The following is a 22690-nucleotide window of genomic DNA, read 5'->3' on the forward strand; positions in this document are numbered from 1 at the left end:
CCGCTATTCTCCCCAACCGTCACGCGGTCGGCGCCTTGCACGTCGTTGCCCAGCACGTTGCCGTTGAGGGTCAGCAGGGTTTCCGAGGCGGTGCCATTGTTGTCATCGACTGCTTGCGGCACGTCGTCGATGATGTTGATTGTCACTGTACCGGTAGTGCTGTCGCCATTGCTGTCGCTGGCCACCACGGTGACGTGTTCGACAAGACTATTGGCACCCTCGCCGCTCGCGTGGGATTCGGCACGGTTGAGGGTGTAGCTGTAACTGACCACGCCCGTGGCCGGGTCGAAACCGGTGACGGTCAGCGTGCCGCCCAACGGGGAGGTTAGCGACTGCGGGAAACCTGCCGCAACGCCGCCGCTGATCAAGTTGATCGCGCCGATGCTGAGGCTGCTCAGCCCGTCTGGCGCATTGATGGTGAAGGTGCCGCTTCGCGTCAGTAAGCCTTCGTTCCTCGCCGAACCATCGGCCAGGTTGGCCTCGTTGACAGTCCGCTCGCCGTTCTGTTCCGACAGGTCTTCGAAAGTGACCGGATTGTTCGGCACCTGCGCAACCACCGGCGGCACAACAGGGGCTTGCTCCGCTACAGCATTGTCCGGATTAGCGTTCAGGCGTTCTTCGGGAAGCTCGGGAATGCCATTGAACCCGGCAGTGGGGAAGCCGATGACCGGATCAACTCGCCCGCCCACTTCCTCGATCATGACGAAACTATGGCCACTGCCCGGGATGCCACCCGGTACACCGGTAGTCGTGGCGGGCCCGGCAGCGGTGGCTTCGGCGGTTTGGGTCGGGTCGTCGCCCGCCGCGATGGCTTTTTGCAGCTGTTCGACATCGGTCAGTTGCGCTTCGCTCGGCGTCAGGGCTTCAGGTGAGTCCACATGGGGAATCTGATTGGCGAGCAACTGCGGTGCCATCTGCATGCTGCTGTCGCGCCCGAGGGTCAGTTCCTGGCCATTTTGCAGATGCACCGCCACCGCGCCTTCAGCGCCAGTGGTCAGTTGGTCGCCAACGAACAGCCGGTCCCCCTCGACCAAAGCACGCCGGGTGCCGTCGCTCGCAACCGCGAACACCTGACCGATGACCTTACTGACGATTCCGATGAGCGTTGCCATGTGCACTTCCTCCGCTGCCAACCGCTGTCGGCACCTTGATTGTGCGAAGAACGTGCTCATGGCTCGAGCGGGTTGTCTGGCGGATCGTGCACCGGGTGCCGGATTACTTGAGTAAGCCGTGGCCCCGGCACCGATCTCGCCCAGCCAGTCGCTCGCGGCGCTGTTTACGATTTCGGGAAAACCCCTCTGCAATCAATGGCATCGGATCCCTGTGCGCAACAACCTTGCCTGTGAGCGATGCGTAACGATCTTGAATCACTCAAGTGACAAAAAACCGTCACCACCAGATCGCTCGCGTCCCTCCCCTCCAGCACTTCTCCGCTCTTTGTCGATAAGTGGATTGGAACTTTCCTCAAACCCTCGATAAGCGCCAGAGAGCTCGTAAAACAAGGGCTTTCGAGTTGAACAATGTGCTGGATTTCGCAGAGCGCATAAGTTTTTTTTGGCATAAGCGTTATGAAAAAAATTTCTTAGCTACGCTCCAGAATGTTCTTAGCTCTTTTGTTAAAGATGTGAAACAACTTTACCTATAAATGTCGTCAAATAATTGGCGACAGATAAGCACCATCAGGAATCAGGGAGATGTACATGCGCCTATTAACCCCCCTCTGCAGCGCGGTTCTTTTGGCCATGGCCTGCTCGTCCCAGGCTCAGGCCATGACGCTGACCGAAGCGATCCAGAGCACCATTGCGACCCACCCGGAACTGGCATCCCGGGTAGACAGCCGACTGTCGGCGGATGAGGACGTAAAGGTCGCCAAAGGGGGCTTTTATCCATCGGTTGATCTGAACGCCGCTTATGGGCGCGGGTACAGCGATAACACCAATACCCGGGCGCTAACTCCCGGCGGACACAACACAGAAACCTTGAACTACACCCAGTCGGAATTGCGCCTGCGGCAAATGCTCTTCGACGGGTTCAACACTTCAAATGAAGTCCAGCGCACCAAAGGCGTGGTCAACTCGCGAGCCTATTACGCTCAGGGTACGGCTCAGGATCTGGCCCTGCGCACCACCGAGGTTTACCTGGAAGTCCTCAAGCGCCGCGAACTGGTGACACTGGCCAAGAACAACCTGCAAGCGCACTTGCGGGTCAACGACCAGATCGGCCTGCGCACCCAGCGCGGCGTGGGCAGCAACGCCGATGCCGACCAGTCCAGCGCTCGCCGGGCACTGGCGGAAAACAACCTCGACACCGCCGAAGTCGATCTGGCCGACGCCGAGTCGAACTTCTATGCCGTTGTGGGGCGCATGCCCGATGAGCTCGAAACCCCGCCGTCGATTCGCGGCGAAGTCCCCCCCACCCTGCCCGAAGCCCAGCAGAGCATGGTGGAAAACAACCCTTACCTGAAATCCGCCCAGGCCGACGTGCAATCGGCCGAAAGCCAGTACGAAGTCGCCAAGTCACCGTTCTACCCGCGCTTGGACGCCGAGGCGGCAGTGGGCGCGAACAACAACGTGCAGGGTGACGAAGGTCACGACAACGAATGGCGGGTCGGCGTGGTGATGAACTACAACCTGTTCCGTGGAGGCAGCGACAAGGCGCGCCTGGCCTCCGACTCGCACAAGATCAACCAGGCCATGGACATCCGTAACAATGCCTTGCGCCAGCTCAACGAGAACATTCACCTGGCCTGGAACGCCATGGTCAATGCCAAGAAACAAACCCCGACCGCCCGTGAGTACGCCGACACCAGCAAGCGTGTACGCATCGCCTACCAGGATCAGTTCGGCCTCGGCCAACGGACCCTGCTGGACCTGCTCGACAGTGAAAACGAGCTCTACAACGCCAACCGTCGCTACACCGAAGTGCGCTATACCGAAGAGTTCTCTATGTACCGTGTCCTGGCGAACATGGGCCAGTTGCTGAGCAAGCAACGGGTCGTACTGCCCGCCGACGCGATCGCCCAGACCGAAGTGAAAAACGAAGCTCGTCTGCCTGAAATGAAATAACCGTAGGAGCTGCCGCAGGCTGCGATCTTTTGACTTTGCTTTTGAGCAATCAAGATCAAAAGATCGCAGCCTGCGGCAGCTCCTACAGTGAGATATGCAGATATCTGTCGATTGCCGCAGAGCAACGGGAGCAATCAATGTGACCAGCATGGAACCCGGCAACACTGGTGTCGATCCGCGCCTGAGCTTCGATGACCCGCTTCTGGACGGTCTGTTGATCCTCTGCAAACTCCACGGCGCGACGGTCAGTCGCGCCAGCCTCAGTGCCGGGCTGCCCATGGCACACCAACGCCTGAGCCTGGACCTGCTGCCCCGTGCAGCGGCCCGGGCCGGTTTGCAGGCACGCTTGCTGCGCCGCGACCTCAAGGACATCTCCCCACTCAACCTGCCCGTGCTGCTGTTGCTCAACAACGGCCGCACGGCCGTGCTGCGCCGTTATGGCGAGGACGGCAAGGTACTGATCCTGCCCAGCGAAGCCGACGGTGGCGAACAATGGCTCAGCCCCGAGGAGCTGGCCGAACACTACAGTGGCCAGGCGTTGTTTGCCCGGCCACGCCACGAACTCGAAGACTTGCGCTCGCCACTGGTGCCTCGGGTGCAGGCCTGGTTTCGCGATACGCTGAAGCTGTCGAAATGGCTGTACAGCGATGCAATCCTGGCGAGTTTCCTGATCAACCTGCTGGGCCTGATGGTGCCGCTGTTCGTGATGCAAACCTACGATCGCGTGGTGCCGAACCAGGCCACTTCGACCTTGTGGGTGCTGGCGATCGGCTTGCTGATCGGCACCGCTTTCGAACTGGTGCTGCGAGTCGTGCGCGCGCACTTGCTGGATACCGCCGGCAAGAAAACCGATGTGATCCTGTCGGCCACCCTGTTCGAGCGCATCACCGGCATGGCGATGAAGGCAAGGCCGGCGACCATCGGTGGCTTCGCCCAAAGCATTCATGACTTCCAGGGCCTGCGGGAATTTCTCACCGCCGTGACCCTCACCAGCCTGATCGACCTGCCCTTCTGCCTGCTGATGCTGCTGGTGATCGGCCTGCTCGGTGGCTGGCTGGTGGTGATCCCGATACTGGCGTTCCCCCTCACCATCATCTTCGCCATGGTGATCCAGGTGCGCCTGCGCGATACCGTGCAGAAAAGCCTCAGCCTGGGCGCCGAACGCCAGGCACTGTTGATCGAAACCCTCAGTGGCCTGGAAACCCTCAAGGCTTGCAGCGCCGAAAGCGAACGCCAGCACAAATGGGAAAGCACCCACGGCGCCCTCACCCGTCTCGACAGCCACGCACGCAACCTCTCGGCCCTGGCCACCAACGGCACGTTGTTCATCCAGCAACTGTCCGGCATGGCCACCATCGTCGCCGGGGTCTACAGCATCATCGCCGGCAACCTGAGCGTCGGTGCCCTGGTGGCCAGCTACATGCTCGGCAGTCGGGTACTGGCGCCACTGGGGCAAATCGCCGGCCTGATCACCCGCTACCAGCAAGCGCAACTGACCATGAAAAGCACCGATGCGCTGATGGGCCTGCCCCAGGAGCGCGATGCCAGACAACGGCCGCTGGAGCGCACCCAACTGCAAGGCGCGCTGGATGTTGTCGGCGTGACCTTCCACTATAACGGCCAGAGTACTCCCGCCCTGGCCAATGTCAGCTTCAGTGTGAAACCCGGCGAGCGCGTCGGCATCATCGGTCGCAGCGGCTCAGGCAAAAGCACCCTGGCGCGCCTGGTGATGGGCTTCTACGAACCGGATGAAGGCCAACTGCTGCTCGATGGCCTGGACCTGCGGCAACTGGACGTCGCCGACCTGCGCCATCAAATCGGTTACGTCGCCCACGACCTGCCGCTTCTGGCCGGCAGCCTGCGCGATAACCTGACCCTCGGCGCGCGCTATATCAGCGACTCACGCATGCTCGAAGTGGCGGAAATGACCGGCGTTACCGAGCTGGCCCGGCAACACCCGCAAGGCTTCGACCGGCCCGTGGGCGAACGCGGGCAACTGTTGTCCGGCGGCCAGCGTCAGGCCGTACTGATGGCCCGGGCGATGTTGCTCGACCCGCCCATCATGCTGCTCGACGAACCCACCAGCGCCATGGACAACAGCAGCGAAGACGTCCTGCGGCAAAAACTTCACGACTGGGTCCAGGGCAAAACCATCCTGCTGGTGACCCACCGAACCTCGATGCTGAGCCTGGTGGACCGGCTGGTGGTACTGGACAGCGGACGGATCGTCGCCGACGGTCCGAAGGAAGCTGTCATCGATGCACTGCGCAAGGGCCGTGTCGGCTCTGCGGCCGTCTAGGAGTAGCCCATGTCTGCCGATCAAGGATCCCGTGGCTACTTCGACAGTTTCAACAAAAGTGCCGAGACCGAGTTCATGCCGGAAACCGCCGGCGCCTCATTGCAGGACTCACCGCGCTGGTCGCGAATCACTGTGTGGCTGGCCGCCGCGCTGCTGGTCAGCGCGCTGGTCTGGGCCAAATTCGCCGTGTTGCAGGAAGTGACCATGGGCGAAGGCAAGGCGATTCCGTCGAGCAAGGTCCAGGTGATCCAGAACCTGGAGGGCGGCATCGTCACTGAAATTTTCGTCCGCGAAGGGCAAATGGTGAACAAGGGCGATACATTGCTGCGTCTGGATGACACCCGCTACCTGTCGAACAAGGGTGAAAGCGAAGCCGATCGCTACGCCTTGACCGCGCAGGTCGAACGGCTTTCGGCCGAAGCCGAAGGCCGGCCGTTCAAGCTGTCAGAAGAAGTGATCGCCAAGGCCCCGCAAGTGGCCGAAGACGAGCGCTCACTTTACGAGCAACGGCAACGGCGACTGGCCAGCGAGCAGCGTACTCTCAGCGAACAACTTCGGCAAAAAACTCAGGAATTGGCGGAGTTTCGCTCGAAACAGGGCCAATTCAGTTCGAGCCTGGCGCTGCTGCAACAAGAGATGAACATGTCCACACCGCTGGTGGGCACCGGCGCGGTGTCACCGGTGGAAATCCTCCGGCTCAAACGCAGCGCCGTGGAGATTCGCGGCTCGCTGAACGCCACCACCCTGGCGATTCCCCGGGCGGAATCGGCGATCAACGAGATCAAAAGCAAGATCGACGAGTCGGAGCAAACCTTCCGCTCGGAAGCCGCCAAAGAGCTGAATGAGAAACGCACCGACCTGTCGAAAATAACGGCATCAAGCATCGCCATCGACGACCGCGTGACCCGCACCACCGTGGTCTCGCCGGTGCACGGCATCATCAAGGTGTTGAAGGTCAACACCATCGGCGGCGTGGTCCAGCCCGGCAGTGACATGGTGGAAATCGTGCCGCTGGAAGACAACCTGCTGATCGAAGCCAAGGTCCGCCCGCAGGACGTTGCATTCCTGCATCCGGGCCAGAAAGCCATGGTCAAGTTCAGTGCCTACGACTACACCATTTATGGCGGCCTGAGCGCCAAGCTGGAACTGATCGGCGCCGACACCATCACCGACGACAAGGGCAACAGTTTCTATCTGATTCAGGTGCGTACTGACAAAAATCATTTGGGCGGGGATGTGAAACCGCTACTGATCATTCCGGGGATGGTGGCGACGGTGGACATTATTACCGGGGAGAAAACGGTGCTGGATTACTTGCTTAAACCGGTGTTGAAAGCGCGGACCGAGGCGATGCGGGAGCGGTAGGCAGTATCCAGAATCTGCGGCGGCAGATCAGGCACCGACTATTTCGGTCCATGGTTACGCTGGTAAACCTCCTCCCCCATCGCCGCAATCTGCCCCTCGATCAACGCCTCGAACGGCTTCAACAACGGCGCAAACGTCGCCGGCGCTTCGAGGGTTTCCAGCGCCTGCACAATCGCCTCCACCGTCGACAACGCCCCCGGTCCCGGCGCCTTGCGCAGGCGATAGCGGGACACGCCGCCCTCGGCCAGCGTCACCCTCGGCAACGCCGCCAGCAGCGGATTGAGGTGCAACATCTTGCGCGCCTTGCGCCAGGTGCCGTCGGGAACCACCAGCAACAAGGGTTCGTCCGTCGCGGCACACGCCTGCATCGGTTGGGCATCTTCGCCGGGAAACAGTAACCGCGCCCGATACCCCGGCTGATTCAACAGCGTCGGCAAATCCTCGAACACCTCGCCGACGATCAACTCGGCATTCTTCAACCCAAGCGCCGCCAGACGCGCGGTGTTCAACGCATGATTCACTTCGCTCGGATGCTGCAACAACAGTACCCGGGTGCGGCTGTCGAGGCTTGGGATCAACGAGCACAGGCAGTGGCTTTGCGGGCGCAGGCAGCGCGGACATTGAACTCTGGACATCGTCTTTATGCCTGATTCAGTTGGGCTTTAAGCAAATCACGGAATGTCTGGATCAGCGGCTCGCGGCTGCGCCCCCGACGCACGATCATCGAGAACGGCGCCTGATAACCGAAGGTCGCCGGCAGCAACACCCGCAAATCACCCTTGTCGGCCCAGGCCTGGGCGTAGTGCTCCGGCAGGTAGCCGATGTAGGCGCCGGACAGCACCAGGATCAACTGGGCCTCCATACTTTCTACCGTCGCGGCGCTGTGCTTGAAACCGTGGCGCGCCAGTTCGGCCTGGCTCCAGTAGCCACGACCGACCATGCGCTGTTGAGTGATGACTTGTTCGGGGATGCGCCGCTCGTTGAACAGAGGATGCCGTGTGCTGCAATACAACCAGTGTTGTTCACGGTACAGCGGCATGTACACCAGGCCGCTCATGCGCGTGGAAAACGCGCCGATGGCCAGGTCGAGACGGTTGTCCTGCACCCCGAGTTGCAATTCGTAAGGGCTCATCACCGACAGGTGCAAGTGCACGGCCGGGTGCTCCTGGCTGTAGGCGCCGATGGCTTCGGCGAACGGCAGGGCCTTGTCACTGACGGTGGAGTCGATCACCCCGAGGTTCAGGGTACCGCGCAACTCACCCTTGAGGGCGGCGGCGTACTGCTCGAAGCCTTCGAGCTCGCCCAACAGGCGCAGGGTTTCCTGATGGAACAGCTCGCCCTTGCTGGTCAGGCTGAAACCGCCACGGCCGCGATGGCACAGCACCAGGCCGAGGGCGGCTTCGAGCTGGCTCATGTAGGTGCTGATGGCCGACGTCGAGAGATTGAGTTCCTGCTGGGCGTTGGCGAACCCCTGATGGCGCACCACGCTGACGAAGATGCGCAATAGTTTCAGGTCGGGTAAAGCGTTGGCCATTGGGACTCTCCAAACACCGCTCGAATTTCAGCTGGCTCTGGCTACAGCCCAGTAGGAGCTGCCGCAGGCTGCGATCTTTTGATCTTGACTCTGTGCGATCTGAGACCGCTGGAAATCAAAAGATCGCAGCCTGCGGCAGCTCCTACAGGTTTATCTGCAGCTTTCGTGTTGCGGTGAAGTCTATCGATCTCTCGCACATTAGTTTAGAAAAATCTGAACTAAGTATTTGCCCGTAGCGATTCTTCCCGGTCACTACATTTCGCAGAATCGGCGCCACAAGGTTCGCCCGTACTTCCGTTAACGGCAACCGACATAAATAAAACAACGACGATGAGGCCCTACCCGTGGACAAGATTCTTCACCAACCACTGGGCGGCAACGAAATGCCGCGCTTCGGCGGCATCGCCACCATGATGCGACTCCCCCATTTGAATACCGCTGCCGGCCTGGACGCTGCCTTTGTAGGCGTGCCCCTGGACATCGGTACCTCCCTGCGCCCCGGCACCCGTTTCGGACCTCGCGAAATCCGCGCCGAGTCGGTGATGATCCGCCCGTACAACATGGCCACCGGCGCTGCCCCGTTCGACTCGCTGTCGGTTGCCGACATCGGCGATATCGCAATCAACACGTTCAACCTGCTGGATGCCGTACGGATCATCGAAGAATCCTACAACAACATCCTCGAACACGACGTGATCCCGCTGACCCTGGGCGGCGACCACACCATCACCCTGCCGATCCTGCGTGCCATTCATAAAAAGCACGGCAAGGTCGGCCTGGTGCACATCGACGCCCACGCCGATGTGAACGACCACATGTTCGGCGAGAAGATCGCCCACGGCACCACCTTCCGTCGCGCTGTCGAAGAAGGCCTGCTGGATCCGGACCGCGTCGTGCAGATCGGCCTGCGCGCCCAGGGCTACACCGCTGACGACTTCAACTGGAGCCGCAACCAGGGCTTCCGTGTGGTTCAGGCTGAAGAGTGCTGGCACAAATCGCTGGAGCCCTTGATGGCTGAAGTCCGCGAGAAAGTCGGCGGCGGCCCGGTGTACCTGAGCTTCGACATCGACGGCATCGACCCGGCCTGGGCACCGGGTACCGGTACCCCGGAAATCGGCGGTCTGACGACCATTCAGGCGATCGAGATCGTTCGTGGCTGCCAAGGCCTCGACCTGGTCGGTTGCGATCTGGTAGAAGTCTCGCCCGCTTACGACACCACCGGCAACACCTCGCTGCTGGCCGCCAACCTGCTGTACGAAATGCTCTGCGTACTGCCTGGCGTAGTCCACCGCTGAGGATCAGTCATGAACGAACGTGATCAGGTGCTCAAAGCCGCCGCCGATCTGGTGTCCGCTTTTGCCCGTAACGATCGCGAAGCCTACTTCGGCGCGTTCAGCTTTGAAGCCAGCTTCGTCTTCTACACCCTCGAACAGCCCCTGCTGTCGCGCGACGCCTATCAGGCGATGTGGGACGGCTGGCGCTCCGAGGATGGCTTCGAGGTGCTCTCGTGCACCTCAAGCAACGCTTTCGTCAGCCTGCAGGGTGACGTGGCGATTTTCATCCATGACGTGGCCACCGAGTTGCGCATGCAAGGGGAGCAACACTTCAGCCAGGAGCGCGAGACGATTGTTTTCAAGAAACAAGCGTCTGGCCAAGAACAACAAGGCCTATGGCTGGCCTGCCACGAACATTTGTCCGCGATGCCGGTAGGGCTGCCACCCCCTTAGCCAACACAGGTGATGCTCACGCACGATGAGCGCGCCTTTATGATCGGAGCTGATCATGAATAACAAAAACAACGAAAAAAGCCTTAGCAGCATTGAAACAAACGGGGTCGAACAGATCCCGGACAATGAGCGTGACGCCAAGCCCAGCGATCTGTTTCGCCTGATCTTCGGCGGAGCCAACACCTTTGCCACCGCCGTGCTCGGCAGTTTCCCGGTACTGTTCGGCCTGTCCTTTCAGGCGGGCGTCTGGGCGATTGTGCTGGGCGTGGTACTCGGTTCGCTGATCCTGGCGCCAATGGGCCTGTTCGGCCCCATCAACGGCACCAACAACGCCGTCTCTTCCGGCGCACACTTCGGCGTGCACGGGCGAATCGTCGGCTCCTTCCTGTCGTTGCTGACCGCAATCGCGTTCTTCTCGCTCTCCGTCTGGAGTTCGGGCGATGCGCTGGTGGGCGGTGCCAAGCGCCTGATCGATCTGCCGGAAACCGATCTGACCCTGGGCCTGGCCTACGGTCTGTTCGCGCTGCTGGTATTGACCGTGTGCATCTATGGCTTCCGCTTCATGCTGTGGGTCAACCGCATTGCGGTGTGGGCGGCCAGCCTGCTGTTCCTGCTGGGGGTTTTCGCGTTCGCCCCTGCATTCGACAGCCAGTACGCCGGCACCGTCGCCATGGGCCAGGCCGGTTTCTGGGCTGCGTTCATCGGGGCAGCACTGGTCGCCATGAGCAACCCGATCTCCTTCGGTGCGTTCCTCGGTGACTGGTCGCGCTATATCCCGCGCGATACGCCCAAAGGCCGGATCATGGTATCGGTGATTGCCGCGCAACTCGCCACGCTGATTCCGTTCCTGTTCGGCCTCGTCACCGCCACCATCGTAGCGGTCAAGGCGCCGGACTACATTGCGGCCAACAACTATGTCGGCGGCCTGCTGGCGGTATCGCCGAGCTGGTTCTTCCTGCCGGTGTGCCTGATCGCGGTCATCGGCGGCATGTCCACCGGCACCACTTCGCTCTACGGCACCGGCCTGGACATGTCCAGCGTGTTTCCCCGGGTGCTGTCGCGGGTCAAGGCCACGCTGCTGATCGGTGTGATGTCGATTGCGTTCATCTTCATCGGGCGCTTCGCGGCCAACCTGGTGCAGAGCGTGTCGACCTTCGCCGTGCTGATCATCACCTGCACCACCCCGTGGATGGTGATCATGATCATCGGCCTGCTGGTGCGTCGCGGCTTCTACTGCCCGGATGACCTGCAAGTGTTCACCCGCGGCGAGAAAGGTGGCCGCTACTGGTTCACCCACGGCTGGAACTGGCGTGGCCTCGGTGCCTGGATCCCGAGCGCGGCCGTCGGCCTGTGCTTCGTGAACCTGCCGGGCCAGTTTGTCGGGCCGCTGGGCGAAATGGCCGGTGGTATCGACATCAGCCTGCCGGTGACCCTGGGCCTGGCCTCGCTGGTATACCTGGCGCTGCTGAGCCTGTTCCCGGAATCGAGCGCAGTGTTCGGTCCGAACGACCCTCGCAGCAAGAGCACGGATTCGCTCGCTAAACCGGCGATGCGTCAAGCCGCCTGATTCAATGAACTAAACGCACTACCTGTGGGAGCGGGCTTGCCCGCGAAGACGGCAGCACATCCAACATTGATGTGACTGACAGACCGCTTTCGCGAGCAAGCCCGCTCCCACAGGGATTGATTTTCAGCCTCACATAAAAAAGACAATCGGAGACACGCCATAATGGCTTTGGATTTATTCGTCGTACTCATCTACGCCGCCGCGATGCTGATACTCGGCTACTACGGCATGCGCAAGGCCAAGACCAACGAAGACTTTTTGGTCGCCGGTCGTAACCTCGGCCCAAGCCTGTACATGGGCACCATGGCTGCCACCGTCCTGGGCGGTGCGTCCACCGTGGGCACCGTGCGTCTGGGCTATGTGCATGGCATCTCCGGTTTCTGGCTGTGTGCGGCCCTGGGTTGCGGGATCGTGGCGCTGAACCTGTTCCTCGCCAAACCGCTGCTGAAGCTGAAGATCTACACCGTTACCCAGGTCCTGGAAAAACGCTACAACCCGATGGCCCGCTCCGCGAGCGCGGTAATCATGCTGGCCTACGCGCTGATGATCGGCGTGACCTCGATCCTGGCAATCGGCACCGTGCTGCAAGTGCTGTTCGGCCTGCCGTTCTGGATCTCGGTACTGCTCGGCGGCGGCGTGGTGGTGGTCTACTCGGCGATCGGCGGCATGTGGTCCCTGACCCTGACCGACATCGTCCAGTTCGTGATCAAGACTGTCGGCCTGATGTTCATCCTGTTGCCGATCTGCCTGTACCGCGTCGGCGGCTGGGATGAGTTGGTGCTGAAACTGCCGGCGGCGAGCTTCAGCTTCACCACCATCGGTTGGGACACCATCATCACCTACTTCATGATCTACTTCTTCGGCATCCTGATCGGTCAGGACATCTGGCAACGAGTGTTCACCGTCAAGACCGCCAAAGTGGCTCAGGTTGCCGGTACCGCTGCCGGTATCTACTGCATCCTCTACGGCCTGGCCTGCGCCCTGATCGGCATGGCTGCCCACGTTCTGATCCCGGACCTGGACAACGTCAACAACGCCTTCGCCGCGATTGTGAAACTGTCCCTGCCGGACGGTATCCGTGGCCTGGTGATCGCTGCCGCACTGGCCGCCATGATGTCCACCGCCAGCGCCGGCCTGCTGGCCGCTGCAACCACCCTGACCGAAGACCTGCTGCCGAAACTGCGTGGCGGTAAACAGTCGAGCCTGGCGATCAACCGCCTGTTCACCCTGTTGACCGGCATCGTGGTATTGGGCATCGCCCTGATCGTGAACGACGTGATCAGCGCCCTGACCCTGGCCTACAACCTGTTGGTAGGCGGCATGCTGATCCCGCTGATGGGTGCGATTTTCTGGAAGCGCGCCACCACCGCCGGCGCTATCGCCAGCATGGGCATGGGCTTCGCCACCGCGCTGTTGTTCATGTTCAAGGACGGACTGGACGCCAACACCCCGATCTACTACAGCCTCGGTGTAGGCCTGGTGAGCTTTGTTGCTGTCAGCCTGCTGTCCCGTCGCCCGGTGACTGTGGCCAGCGCGGCCTAAGCTGAACATAACGACTTGATGCTTTCTTCGACGAGTGTGGCGTCGGTTGCCACACTCGTTTTTTTTCGTCTGGAGAAAACTGCTCATGAAGATCGTCAGCCGTGACCAGTGGTTCGAAGTCAAACATCTCAGCGACGGCATCCGCCTGATTCACGAGCCGTACATCCGGCCTTTCTACCGCTGCAACCTCTGGCACATCCAGGGCCGCGACAAAGACCTGCTGCTCGACAGCGGCTCGGGCCTGGTCAGCCTGCGCGAGCAACTGCCGTGGATCACCGAACGGCCACTGGTGGCCGTGGCCAGCCACTGCCATTTCGATCACATCGCCGGTCATCACGAGTTCGCTGAACGCCTGGTGCATCCGGCCGAGGCGGACATTCTCGCGGCGCCCGATGGCGACAACGACCTGAGTAAAGCCTTCGTCGGCGACGACATGTTCGAGGCGCACCCCGATTGCCCGCTGTGCTACGCCGAATACCGGGTCAAGGCCGCACCGGCCACAGGGTTTGTCGAAGATGGGGATGTGCTGGACCTGGGCAACCGGTTATTGCAGGTCGTGCACACACCGGGACACTCGCCGGGCGGCATCTGCCTGTACGAAGCCGCCACCGAAACATTGTTCAGTGGCGACATCATCTACGACGGCCCGCTGATTGAAGACGCCTACCACTCCAACCTCGATGACTACGCCCGCAGCCTGCAACGCTTGCACGGGCTGTCAATCCGCACGGTGCATGGCGGGCATTTCGGGAGTTTTTCCGGGGAGCACTTACGCAACATGATTGACCAATGGCAGCGCTCACACGGCTAAAGCCTGCTGTACTCAACGACAGGAACTGCACCGGCAGGAAGAACGACACCCGCCTCCTCGAAGAACGATCATGAAAGAAGCCGCCCTTCGTGCTGTCGTACATCGCTACATCAGCCGCCTGCTGGAAGGTCGGGACGACTTCGACGACAACGCCAGCCTGGCGCTGTTGGGATTGGATAAAAATGATATCGAAGAGCTGATCTTCCATCTGGAAGATGAACTGGGTGTCACGGCGTTTACAGTGGAGGAAGACCGGATGCTCAAGACCGCCAGGACGGCGAATGATTTGAGCCGGTTTTTGCTGGAGATCGGGCGGTACTAAGGCGGGTAATCAAACGTACACGAAGCGGCAAGGGAGCTTGCTCCCTCGCCACGGGAAACCTTTCACCTGTCAGATGATATCTGTCATTACCGGCGTCGCTGCTGGCGCCGACGTTGTTCGTCATCAGTACGAACAGGCACGGGTTGCAGAGGCGGCTCGATCAAGCCGAGAGCGACGCCCAGGTCATGCAGCCAGTTTTGGATTTTCTCTTTCATGGTGCCCCCTTCAGGGTAGTGCCGAGCGGCCAAAGTTCTGTAGCCCCTTCGTACAGATAATAGTCCGAAGTCCTACGCAATGCTCGCGCAAAGTCACAATGATCTGTTACTGAATCCATCACAATCAGCCTGTGTTCAGGCAATGTCCTGTGCCCGCACCCGTGTCGGCGGAAAAACCACCTGTTGCTGCTCGATCCAGGCATTCAGGTTGGCCCCGACCATGCCCTTGCGCCACATCAGCCAGGTGGTCGCACTGGCGAACGGCTCGGCCAACGGATGCACGGCCACACTCTCGCGGCCCGGCAGACTGGCGAGCATCGACTCCGACATCAGCGCCACACCGGAACCGGCAATCACACATGCCAGCATCCCCGGATAGGACTCGATCTCCATCGCCCGGCCCATGGCCGCGTGGTCATGGGCGAACCAGGCCTCCAGGCGCATGCGGTAGGAGCAGCCCTGGCGAAAGGTGAACACCGAACGACCTTGCACATCCAGCGCGCTGCGCACGGGCGGATGGTCGGCCTCGCTGATCAGGACCAGGCGCTCGTCGCACAAGGGCACCCCGTCGAGACCGGCCAGCTCCAGGGGGCCATCCACCAGCGCCGCATCGAGCCGGCCGGTGAGCAGGCCTTCGAGCAGTTCACCGCTGGGCCCGGACTGTACTTGCAGGTTCACTGCCGGATACAAGCGGTGGTAGTGCGCCAATAGCCCCGGAAGGTGAATCGCTGCCGTGCTGTACATGGTGCCGAGCACGAAGTCGCCCGCCGGTTGACCGCCCTGCACTGCCGCGCTGGCCTCATCGTGCAAGGCAAACAGCCTGGCGGTGTAGTCCAGCAGGACTTTTCCCGCAGGCGACAACTGCAAGCGCTGACGTTCGCGCAGGAACAGTTCGACGCCCAGTTGCTCTTCCAGCTGTTTGAGCCGGGTCGACAGGTTCGACGGCACTCGATGCAACCGTTCTGCGGCCCGGGTGATGGACCCTTCTTCCGCCACTGCCTGGAAGATGCGCAATTGGCTGAACTCCACGATATTCTCCAAAAAAGAACAAGTTACTCACTATTATTCATTTTTAAAGAAAGTCAATCAGTCCTAGCCTGACGGTCATTGATCCTCCAGACGGAATCCAGACCATGTCTCACCTGATCCGCTTATCCGCCAGTTTCGTTGCCCTGATGATGGCCATGGGCATCGGCCGTTTTGCCCTGACACCGCAACTGCCGCACCTGCTCAGCGAAGGCCAGATCGACCTGACCGCCGCCGGACTGATTGCCGCCGCCAACTACCTCGGTTATTTCATTGGTGCGGTGGACGCCATGTTTTCCCGGCGTCCGGCGCAAGTGCACCGGCGCTTGCTCGGCGGATTGTGGCTCTGCGTGCTGTTGACCCTGGCGTCGTTCTGGGCCAATGGTTTCTGGTCGCACCTGCTGCTGCGTTTTGGCACCGGCGTGGCCAGCGCCTGGGTGCTGGTGATGATTACCGCCCTGAGCCAGCCACTCGCAGCAGAGGCCGGTCGACCTCGGCTCGGCGCCCTGGTCTTCGCCGGGCCGGGTTTGGGGATTTTCCTGACAGGTCTGTTGGCCCTGGGCTCGAATCTGCTGGGCCAGACTTCCGCCACCTTGTGGCTGGTGTACGCCGCCGCAGGGCTGGCGATGCTGCTGGGGATCCTGCCGTTCCTGCCACAACCGGGTGCCACCGCGACTGCTGCGCCCAGCGCCAGCGCCTCGGGTAATCAAGGTATCGCTCGCCTGGGCTGGATCTATGCCTTGTACGGATTGGGCTACATCATTCCGGCGACTTTTTTGTCGCAAATGGCCAATGCGCAATTCCATGGCCAATGGCAGGCCGACCTGTTCTGGCCATGCTTTGGTTTGGCGGCGGCAACCGGTGTGGTGCTGGTGTGTCTGCGGCGGCAAAAACCTCGCGCCACCGGTCACTGGTTGATGGCGACGTTATGGCTGCAAGCCGCTGGCGTGTTCGCTTGCCTGCTGGGTAACGGGCCAGGCCTGGCGTTGGGTGTGATCCTGTGCGGCACGCCGTTCCTGGCCTGCATGCAACTGGTGATGCAACGCTCCCGGGAACTGGCGCCCCATGCCACCCAGCGCAATGCCGGCCTGCTGACAGCCTGCTTTGCCGTGGGCCAGCTCAGCGGACCATTGCTGGCGGCGCTGAGCAGTCATTTCAGTGGCGGTTTGCAGCCGGCACTGGTAGTCGCTGGCTGCGGCTTGTTGCTCGCCGGCGGTCTGTTGCTCGCGCCGGTCAGTGCTGCCCAAGAGCTTTGCGCAAACGACGGCGCAACCACTGCTCGGCGCTGACAAAAGTGATGCCCGCCAATACCAGTACGGCACCGATGACGAAGTTCAGGCTCAGTTCCTCGCCGAGCAGCACCACGCCGAAGGTGACGCCGAACAATGGCGTCATGAACGAAAACACCGCGAGGTTGGCCGCCAGGTAACGGCGCAGCAGCCAGAACCAGATCAGGTAACTGAAGAACGACACGACCACGCCCTGAAACAGCACACTGGCCACCGCCACATGAGTCAGGCTGACATGGGTGATCTGGCCGCTGAGCAGCGCAATCAACAACAAGCCGAAGAAGCCGACAATCAACTGATAGAACAGCGTCAGGGTCACCGGCGCTTCCGACAGGCGCGAGGCGCGCACCACCACCGTGGTCGCGCCCCAGGCGGCACCCGCCAGCACGCCCAGGGCATCGCCCATCAACATGCGGTAATCAAGGTTGTCCCAGGACACCCCGCCGGCAAACGCAATGGCAATCCCGATAAAGGCCAGGACAATCCCCAGCCATTGCAGCGGCCGCAATCGCTCACTGGGCAGCAACCAGTGCACTCCCAAGGCGGTGAAGATCGGCGCCGTGTAGAGGAACACCGACATGTGCGCCGCCGTGGTCAGTTGCAGGCCTTCGGAAATGAAGAAGAACTCCAGGCCGAACAAGGCACCGGCCAACAGACCGCCGCGCCAGGTCGCCCCCACCTGGTTCCAGCCACCCTTCCAGCAGATCAGCAGCCCGACCAGCAACGCCGACATGCCGGAACGTCCGGCCGCCTGCATCACCGGCGCGATATCGGCCGCCGCCCACTTGATCATCACCTGCTGCACGCCCCAGACCAGGCACAACCCGACCATCACTTGCAGGGCAAACCCGTCGGTGCTGCGCCGGGTGGCGCTCACCGGAACACCTCGAAGACACAATCCATGGCAAAGACTCGGCAGAAAAAAGCAAACCCCCGGCCTTCTCGTTGAAAAGAAATCACCGGGGCGATGAATCATGTTGTCGATTATTAACCAGAAGGCCAGAAAATGCCCCTGTAGGAGCTGCCGAAGGCTGCGATCTTTTGATCTCTAAAAATCAAGATCGCAGCCTTCGGCAGCTCCTACACGTCAGAGTGGGGTCAACTGAGCTCGATACGATCGGCATGAATGACAATCTGGCCGTTCTTGTACAACGCACCGATGGCCTTCTTGAAGTTGCCCTTGCTGACACCGAACAGACTGCTGATCAATGCCGGATCGCTCTTGTCGCTCACCGCCAGGCTGCCGTTGTTTTCGCGCAACTTGGCGAGGATCTTCGAGTTCAGGCTGGTGGCCGCTTCCTGGCCGACCGGTTGCAGGCTCAGGCTGATCTTGCCGTCGGCGCGAACTTCCTTGATGAAGCCCTTTTCTTCTTTACCGGCGCGCATGAACTTGAAGATTTCGTTCTTGTGGATCAGGCCCCAATGCTTGTTGTTGATGATGGCCTTGAAACCCATGTCCGTGGCTTCGGCCACCAGCAGATCCACTTCCTGGCCCGCGGTGTAGTTGGCCGGGGTCTTGTCCAGGTAGCGGTCCAGGCGCGCGGTCGCGGTGATGCGACGGGTGTGCTTGTCGAGATAGACGTGCACCACCACATACTCACCCGCCGTCATCTGGCGCTTCTCTTCGGAGAACGGCAGCAACAGGTCTTTCGGCAAGCCCCAGTCCAGGAATACGCCGATGCTGTTGACTTCAACAACTTTCAAACTGGCGAATTCACCGACTTGAACTTTCGGTTTTTCAGTAGTTGCGATGAGTTTGTCATCGCTGTCCAGATAAATAAAAACGTTGAGCCAGTCTTCATCTTCGGTAGGAATATCTTTTGGAATATAACGATTAGGCAGAAGGATTTCGCCATCCGCGCCACCGTCCAGATATAAACCGAAGTTAGTGTGTTTAACCACTTGCAAACTGTTGTAACGCCCGACTAAAGCCATGTCCAATACCCTCATTGCGTGGGCGGCATTCTACCCGGTTTTAAGCGCTGCGTTCGGCAGCCGGCCCGGTGGCGCGAGAAAATCCTCTGAAACCCTTAATTTTCCCGGGGTTTCATCCCGCGTCTGGCCGCTCGTCAGGCCGTTCCGGGCATTTACGCCATGCCCAGGCAAGCGCAACACGATATTTTTTCGGGCAATGTTTTTAGTTAAAACAGCGGCTTAGGTGCATATTTCGGATATTGTCCGGTGACTGATTACCCCGTCCTCAAGAATATGCCGAGGGGATATTTGCCAAGCAATTATCAGGTAATTCCTGTACGATGCCTGGCCAAGTTAATTTTCTACAGGTTAATGGCCGCCATGCGCGTAAAAGCATCCACCAGCAAAGCAAAGCCAGCTCCAGCCGTCGAAACCAGCGAATCGATCAACAGCCAGATCGCTGCGTTCCTCAAGTCCGGCGGTGAAATCCAGCAAATTGCCAAAGGCGTCAGCGGCCAGACGTTCGGCCCGTCCAAGCAGATCACCCTGGGCAAAAAGTAATCCCCCCCGCGTCACCTGGTCCCAAAGCGCTTTGAGCTTCGAAGCGCTTGGACTGGAACCCTCGTTATTCCCCCCGCCACTCCTTCAAATCGTTCGGAAATCGACGAACGGCCTTCATTGCCGATCATTCGCCGGTATTCTTGCACACGTCTGGATCAAGCGTTTCAGCGGGCCCGCCAGCCTGTCCTCGCTGTTCATGGAGTGACGCATGTTCAAACCTTTCTATCTATCGGCATTGCTCGCCAGCCTGCTGGCCTGCTCCGTGGCACACGCACAAATCTTTCAGCGTGAGCTGGGGGGCTTCGACCTCAAGCTCGGCACCACCCCCACCCGCAGCATGGCCCAGGGCCTGGTCAAACCGTCGGCCGTCGGTTCGTTCCACGGCGGCCTGGATCTGAGCCACGACAGCGGTTTCTACGTGGGCCAATGGTCGCCCAGCGTGGGGATCAGCCCGGGGAAAGACCTCGAGATCGATTCCTACATGGGTTTTAAACAACCCTTCGACCAAACCATCGGCTACGAAGTGGGCCTGATCCGCTACAGCTACCCCGAAGTCACGACCCCTGACAGCCAGGAACTGTTCGGCGGCCTGACCTTACTCGGCAGCCGATTCGGCATCGCCTTCAGCAATGACCCGGACAAACAGAACAACACTCTGTTCGCTGACTTGAGCGGCAATCAACCTTTCGGTGTAGGCATCAGCCTGAAATACACCACCCACCAATTCAATACGCCAGTGGCGGTGGATGGCGGGTATGTAGGCAGTTTTACCGATTGGTCGCTGAAATTGTCCCGCCCGTTCATGGGCATCGACCTCGACCTGATCTACAGTGACTCCAACCTGAGCGGCAGCGGTTGCTCGGCCTATGCCGGGCACAACAACCAGTGCGACGGGCTGGTGACGCTCAAGGCCGAACACGCGTTCTATTGATCGGCTGAACTGCCGGGCTCCTCTTGGGTTCACATGAGAATCAGACACCGAAGACTGGCTTTCGCAAGGACTCGCCCATGTCCCGCTGGTTCAAACATATCGCCTTTATGCTGATAGTTGCCCTTGCCCTCGGCGCGTGCAGCCGCGTGGGCCTGGCCTACCGCAATCTCGATGTGATCATCCCGTGGACGCTCAGTGACTACCTGGACATGAACGGCGAGCAAAAAAGCTGGCTGGACGAACGCTTGAAGGAACACCTGAGCTGGCACTGCACCACTCAACTGCCCGGCTACCTCGACTGGCTGGACCGTCTGCAAACCATGATCGCCACCAACCAGGTCACCGATGCGGCCTTGCAAGCCCGCGCCCACGAAGCCGAACAGGCGATCGCCGAGACCGCGCGGGAAATCACCCCGTCGGCCATCGAGTTGCTGAAAGGGCTGGATGACAAGCAAGTCGCCGAAATGAACGACGCCTTTGCCAAGGACCAGCGCAAACGCCAGCAGGAATACCTCAAACCTTCCCTCGACCAGCAGATCAAGGAACGCGGCGCGCGCATGGAGAAGCGCCTGAACGACTGGCTCGGGCCTCTGAACACTACCCAGCAACAACGGGTAGCCACATGGTCCAGGGCCCTGGGCGAGCAGAACACCCAGTGGCTTGCCAACCGCGTCCATTGGCAGAAACAGTTCAGTGCAGCTGTTGCCCAACGCCAGAGCGCCGAATTCCCACAACGCATCGAGACACTTCTGGTCAATCGTGAGAGCTTGTGGACACCCGCCTATCGGCAGGCCTTTGCCAACACCGAAGCCCAGGCGCGTTCACTGTTCGTGGATCTGATGGCTGAAAGCACGCCGAGCCAACGCGCACGGTTGCTGAAGAAAATCGAGGGTGTGAGGAAAGACTTCAGCGACTTGAAGTGCCTGAAAGCCGGGAAACAAGGCTGAGGACAACACAAGACCAATGTGGGAGCGAGTTGCTCCCACAGGGTGATTCCACAGGATTGCATGAGAACATCAGGCAATCTGCGCCCTCGACGCCACCTCATCGAACGTCACCTCATCCAGCGCATCCTCTTGTTCGTCCAGCACCTGCCGCGGGTGATCATTGCCAGGGATGCTGCTGTCGATCAGGCTCAACAAACGCGAACCCCGCGCCGTCAGAATGTAATTGGTGCCCGTACCACCTTCGTCCTCCGGTCGCGGTTCGATATAGCCACGCGCCAGCAGTAACTTTTCGTACTCTCCAGCCACCGTTTTCAAGTGATCAAGATTTTCAATCGGCTCACCTTCCGCAGCCTTCTGCGCGGCATGCTGTTCGGCGTAAGGCCGCGGCGTAAAACTGTGGCCCGCACTGTTTTGCACTTCATGCAGCAAGCGCTCAATCAAGTCCCAATTGTAAGTCGTCATCCTGATTCAACCTCCGGTGCCCGTTCGATTGATGCCCGTGCAATTGCACGGACCTTACAGGTTGTGACCGGTACGCCCGCCCGCCGTTCAGCCGGGCGTTTGCAGACGACCGACCGACGGCATGTCGAAATCCACGCAAGCCAAACGACTAGTCTGTGTAAGTCACCTCCCCGCCCCATGCAGGAGAAAACAACATGAACATTCAGAACCATCCCGTCGTATCGCGGGAAGAATGGCTCGCCGCCCGCAAACAGCACCTGGCCCACGAAAAAGCCTTCACCAAGGAAAGGGACAGACTCAGCGCCGAACGCCGCGCCCTGCCTTGGGTGAAAATCGACAAGGACTACCATTTCCAGGGGCCCGACGGCGAACTGAAACTGGCGGACCTGTTCGGGGGGCGCAGCCAGTTGGTGATCTACCACTTCATGTTCGCCGAGGGCTGGGATGAAGGCTGCCCTGGTTGCTCGTACCTGAGCGATCACATCGACGGCGCCAACCAGCACCTGGCCCACCATGACGTGGCCGTGGTAGTGGTTTCCCACGCACCGTTCGCCGAATTCCAGGCTTTCAAACGGCGCATGGGCTGGAAGTTCGACTGGGTGTCGTCCGAAGGCTGCGATTTCAACTACGACTTTGGCGTCACCGCCCGAGCTGAAGACGTCGCCGCCGGAAAGGCTACATACAACTACGAAAAAACCGACGGCGCCGAAGAAGAACTCCCCGGTCTCAGCGTGTTTTATCGCAATGACGCCGGAGAAATTTTCCATACCTACTCTACCTATGCCCGGGGCCTGGACATGCTGGTCGGCGCCTACAACTACCTCGACCTGACGCCCAAGGGCCGCAACGAGGACGAGATCATGGAGTGGGTGCGGCATCACGACCGGTACGAAGAACAGGCTAACCCTGGTTGCTGCCATGGAGGTTAGCCTTGAAACTGAATCGGGACCGCTCGCGAAGAGCGCCCGATCCGCCCGAAAAGAAATAGTGCTCAGCCGATGAAATGACCGGTGAACTGTCATTTCTTTAAGCTACGCTCAAGACTTTCTGACAGTTACAACACTAAAAAAACTATTGGAGAGAACTGTGTCAGGACGACAAGACCAGAATAAA

22 protein-coding genes are annotated in these 22690 nt (G+C 60.3%); 14 read left to right on the forward strand and 8 right to left on the reverse strand.

From position 1 onward, the window contains the following. Positions 1–1112 (reverse strand): retention module-containing protein (locus ACM6IT_RS17640; protein WP_414918426.1); only part of this gene is annotated, 1112 nt, incomplete at its 3' end. A 588-nt stretch (positions 1113–1700) separates the two neighbouring features. Here ACM6IT_RS17640 and ACM6IT_RS17645 point away from each other — a divergent pair. The 3 genes from ACM6IT_RS17645 to ACM6IT_RS17655 all read left to right on the forward strand — a co-directional run bounded on the left by ACM6IT_RS17645 (position 1701) and on the right by ACM6IT_RS17655 (position 6729). Further along, positions 1701–3065, forward strand: coding sequence for a TolC family outer membrane protein (locus ACM6IT_RS17645; RefSeq protein ID WP_056722286.1), 1365 nt, complete (start codon positions 1701–1703; stop codon positions 3063–3065). 139 nt (positions 3066–3204) lie between these two features. Next, positions 3205–5364: a type I secretion system permease/ATPase gene (locus tag ACM6IT_RS17650; protein ID WP_056721437.1), complete on the forward strand. Its 2160-nt coding sequence runs from the start codon at positions 3205–3207 to the stop codon at positions 5362–5364. A gap of 9 nt (positions 5365–5373) precedes the next feature. Next, entirely contained in the window at positions 5374–6729 is a 1356-nt protein-coding gene (locus ACM6IT_RS17655; RefSeq protein WP_056721436.1) for an HlyD family type I secretion periplasmic adaptor subunit, read from the forward strand. A gap of 38 nt (positions 6730–6767) precedes the next feature. Here ACM6IT_RS17655 and ACM6IT_RS17660 read toward each other — a convergent pair whose 3' ends face one another. Next, complete coding sequence (locus ACM6IT_RS17660; RefSeq protein WP_414918427.1) at positions 6768–7364, reverse strand: tRNA-uridine aminocarboxypropyltransferase; 597 nt, start codon at positions 7362–7364, stop codon at positions 6768–6770. 5 nt (positions 7365–7369) lie between these two features. Beyond that, positions 7370–8263, reverse strand: coding sequence for a LysR family transcriptional regulator (locus ACM6IT_RS17665; RefSeq protein ID WP_007972518.1), 894 nt, complete (start codon positions 8261–8263; stop codon positions 7370–7372). A 344-nt stretch (positions 8264–8607) separates the two neighbouring features. Here ACM6IT_RS17665 and speB point away from each other — a divergent pair, with 344 nt between their 5' ends. The 6 genes from speB to ACM6IT_RS17695 all read left to right on the forward strand — a co-directional run bounded on the left by speB (position 8608) and on the right by ACM6IT_RS17695 (position 14232). Then, positions 8608–9558, forward strand: a complete 951-nt coding sequence (gene speB / locus ACM6IT_RS17670) for an agmatinase (RefSeq protein WP_056721431.1) — start codon at positions 8608–8610, stop codon at positions 9556–9558. 9 nt (positions 9559–9567) lie between these two features. Further along, positions 9568–9990, forward strand: coding sequence for a YybH family protein (locus ACM6IT_RS17675; RefSeq protein ID WP_414918428.1), 423 nt, complete (start codon positions 9568–9570; stop codon positions 9988–9990). A gap of 55 nt (positions 9991–10045) precedes the next feature. Continuing rightward, positions 10046–11557 carry a purine-cytosine permease family protein gene (locus ACM6IT_RS17680; protein WP_056721427.1) on the forward strand — a complete coding sequence of 504 codons (1512 nt, stop codon included), beginning with the start codon at positions 10046–10048 and terminating at the stop codon, positions 11555–11557. A gap of 162 nt (positions 11558–11719) precedes the next feature. Continuing rightward, positions 11720–13099: a sodium:solute symporter gene (locus ACM6IT_RS17685; protein WP_056721425.1), complete on the forward strand. Its 1380-nt coding sequence runs from the start codon at positions 11720–11722 to the stop codon at positions 13097–13099. Between the two features lie 85 nt (positions 13100–13184). Beyond that, entirely contained in the window at positions 13185–13910 is a 726-nt protein-coding gene (locus ACM6IT_RS17690) for an MBL fold metallo-hydrolase (RefSeq protein WP_414918429.1), read from the forward strand. A gap of 70 nt (positions 13911–13980) precedes the next feature. Further along, positions 13981–14232 (forward strand): acyl carrier protein, encoded by a 252-nt coding sequence (locus ACM6IT_RS17695; protein WP_414918430.1) that lies wholly within the window; start codon positions 13981–13983, stop codon positions 14230–14232. Positions 14233–14318: 86 nt separating this feature from the next. On the opposite strand, the gene ACM6IT_RS17700 is transcribed toward ACM6IT_RS17695, so the two are convergent. Together ACM6IT_RS17700 and ptrR are read right to left on the reverse strand one after the other, a co-directional pair. Then, positions 14319–14447: a PA1414 family protein gene (locus ACM6IT_RS17700; RefSeq protein WP_007972508.1), complete on the reverse strand. Its 129-nt coding sequence runs from the start codon at positions 14445–14447 to the stop codon at positions 14319–14321. 135 nt (positions 14448–14582) lie between these two features. Further along, positions 14583–15476 carry a putrescine utilization regulator PtrR gene (gene ptrR, locus ACM6IT_RS17705; RefSeq protein WP_056721418.1) on the reverse strand — a complete coding sequence of 298 codons (894 nt, stop codon included), beginning with the start codon at positions 15474–15476 and terminating at the stop codon, positions 14583–14585. 104 nt (positions 15477–15580) lie between these two features. Here ptrR and ACM6IT_RS17710 point away from each other — a divergent pair, with 104 nt between their 5' ends. Then, a complete protein-coding gene (locus tag ACM6IT_RS17710) occupies positions 15581–16762 on the forward strand; it encodes an MFS transporter (RefSeq protein WP_414918431.1) in 1182 nt (393 codons plus the stop codon). Here the strand turns inward: ACM6IT_RS17710 and ACM6IT_RS17715 are convergent. Together ACM6IT_RS17715 and ACM6IT_RS17720 are read right to left on the reverse strand one after the other, a co-directional pair. Then, positions 16707–17639, reverse strand: coding sequence for a DMT family transporter (locus ACM6IT_RS17715; protein ID WP_056721415.1), 933 nt, complete (start codon positions 17637–17639; stop codon positions 16707–16709). The two genes, ACM6IT_RS17710 and ACM6IT_RS17715, sit on opposite strands and share 56 nt — an antisense overlap. Positions 17640–17860: 221 nt before the next feature. After that, the gene (locus ACM6IT_RS17720) at positions 17861–18697 is read right to left on the reverse strand and encodes a S1 RNA-binding domain-containing protein (RefSeq protein ID WP_056721413.1); all 837 of its coding nucleotides are present in this window, start codon (positions 18695–18697) and stop codon (positions 17861–17863) included. A 351-nt stretch (positions 18698–19048) separates the two neighbouring features. Here ACM6IT_RS17720 and ACM6IT_RS17725 point away from each other — a divergent pair, with 351 nt between their 5' ends. From ACM6IT_RS17725 to ACM6IT_RS17735, 3 genes are all read left to right on the forward strand, one after another. Beyond that, positions 19049–19237, forward strand: a complete 189-nt coding sequence (locus ACM6IT_RS17725; RefSeq protein ID WP_015096330.1) for a hypothetical protein — start codon at positions 19049–19051, stop codon at positions 19235–19237. A gap of 208 nt (positions 19238–19445) precedes the next feature. After that, positions 19446–20168 carry a TorF family putative porin gene (locus tag ACM6IT_RS17730; protein ID WP_414918432.1) on the forward strand — a complete coding sequence of 241 codons (723 nt, stop codon included), beginning with the start codon at positions 19446–19448 and terminating at the stop codon, positions 20166–20168. A 77-nt stretch (positions 20169–20245) separates the two neighbouring features. Then, complete coding sequence (locus ACM6IT_RS17735; RefSeq protein WP_414918433.1) at positions 20246–21115, forward strand: DUF6279 family lipoprotein; 870 nt, start codon at positions 20246–20248, stop codon at positions 21113–21115. A gap of 69 nt (positions 21116–21184) precedes the next feature. Here the strand turns inward: ACM6IT_RS17735 and ACM6IT_RS17740 are convergent, their stop codons facing one another. After that, positions 21185–21577 carry a hypothetical protein gene (locus tag ACM6IT_RS17740; RefSeq protein WP_056721407.1) on the reverse strand — a complete coding sequence of 131 codons (393 nt, stop codon included), beginning with the start codon at positions 21575–21577 and terminating at the stop codon, positions 21185–21187. Between the two features lie 194 nt (positions 21578–21771). Here ACM6IT_RS17740 and ACM6IT_RS17745 point away from each other — a divergent pair, with 194 nt between their 5' ends. Beyond that, complete coding sequence (locus tag ACM6IT_RS17745) at positions 21772–22506, forward strand: DUF899 domain-containing protein (protein WP_414913234.1); 735 nt, start codon at positions 21772–21774, stop codon at positions 22504–22506. Positions 22507–22690 lie beyond the last annotated feature (184 nt).

The sequence above is a fragment of the Pseudomonas sp. IT-P4 genome, assembly GCF_949767755.1.
In the GTDB taxonomy this organism is placed as follows: domain Bacteria; phylum Pseudomonadota; class Gammaproteobacteria; order Pseudomonadales; family Pseudomonadaceae; genus Aquipseudomonas; species Aquipseudomonas monachiensis.

Bases quoted from the DNA above. Each gene is read 5' to 3' on its own strand.
- ACM6IT_RS17645 (WP_056722286.1), top strand. From the start codon at position 1,701: ATGCGCCTATTAACCCCCCTCTGCAGCGCGGTTCTTTTGGCCATGGCC.
- ACM6IT_RS17655 (WP_056721436.1), top strand. From the start codon at position 5,374: ATGTCTGCCGATCAAGGATCCCGTGGCTACTTCGACAGTTTCAACAAA.
- ACM6IT_RS17660 (WP_414918427.1), bottom strand. From the start codon at position 7,364: ATGTCCAGAGTTCAATGTCCGCGCTGCCTGCGCCCGCAAAGCCACTGC.
- ACM6IT_RS17665 (WP_007972518.1), bottom strand. From the start codon at position 8,263: ATGGCCAACGCTTTACCCGACCTGAAACTATTGCGCATCTTCGTCAGC.
- ACM6IT_RS17675 (WP_414918428.1), top strand. From the start codon at position 9,568: ATGAACGAACGTGATCAGGTGCTCAAAGCCGCCGCCGATCTGGTGTCC.
- ACM6IT_RS17680 (WP_056721427.1), top strand. From the start codon at position 10,046: ATGAATAACAAAAACAACGAAAAAAGCCTTAGCAGCATTGAAACAAAC.
- ACM6IT_RS17685 (WP_056721425.1), top strand. From the start codon at position 11,720: ATGGCTTTGGATTTATTCGTCGTACTCATCTACGCCGCCGCGATGCTG.
- ACM6IT_RS17690 (WP_414918429.1), top strand. From the start codon at position 13,185: ATGAAGATCGTCAGCCGTGACCAGTGGTTCGAAGTCAAACATCTCAGC.
- ACM6IT_RS17695 (WP_414918430.1), top strand. From the start codon at position 13,981: ATGAAAGAAGCCGCCCTTCGTGCTGTCGTACATCGCTACATCAGCCGC.
- ACM6IT_RS17700 (WP_007972508.1), bottom strand. From the start codon at position 14,447: ATGAAAGAGAAAATCCAAAACTGGCTGCATGACCTGGGCGTCGCTCTC.
- ACM6IT_RS17710 (WP_414918431.1), top strand. From the start codon at position 15,581: ATGTCTCACCTGATCCGCTTATCCGCCAGTTTCGTTGCCCTGATGATG.
- ACM6IT_RS17720 (WP_056721413.1), bottom strand. From the start codon at position 18,697: ATGGCTTTAGTCGGGCGTTACAACAGTTTGCAAGTGGTTAAACACACT.
- ACM6IT_RS17725 (WP_015096330.1), top strand. From the start codon at position 19,049: ATGGCCGCCATGCGCGTAAAAGCATCCACCAGCAAAGCAAAGCCAGCT.
- ACM6IT_RS17730 (WP_414918432.1), top strand. From the start codon at position 19,446: ATGTTCAAACCTTTCTATCTATCGGCATTGCTCGCCAGCCTGCTGGCC.
- ACM6IT_RS17735 (WP_414918433.1), top strand. From the start codon at position 20,246: ATGTCCCGCTGGTTCAAACATATCGCCTTTATGCTGATAGTTGCCCTT.
- ACM6IT_RS17740 (WP_056721407.1), bottom strand. From the start codon at position 21,577: ATGACGACTTACAATTGGGACTTGATTGAGCGCTTGCTGCATGAAGTG.
- ACM6IT_RS17745 (WP_414913234.1), top strand. From the start codon at position 21,772: ATGAACATTCAGAACCATCCCGTCGTATCGCGGGAAGAATGGCTCGCC.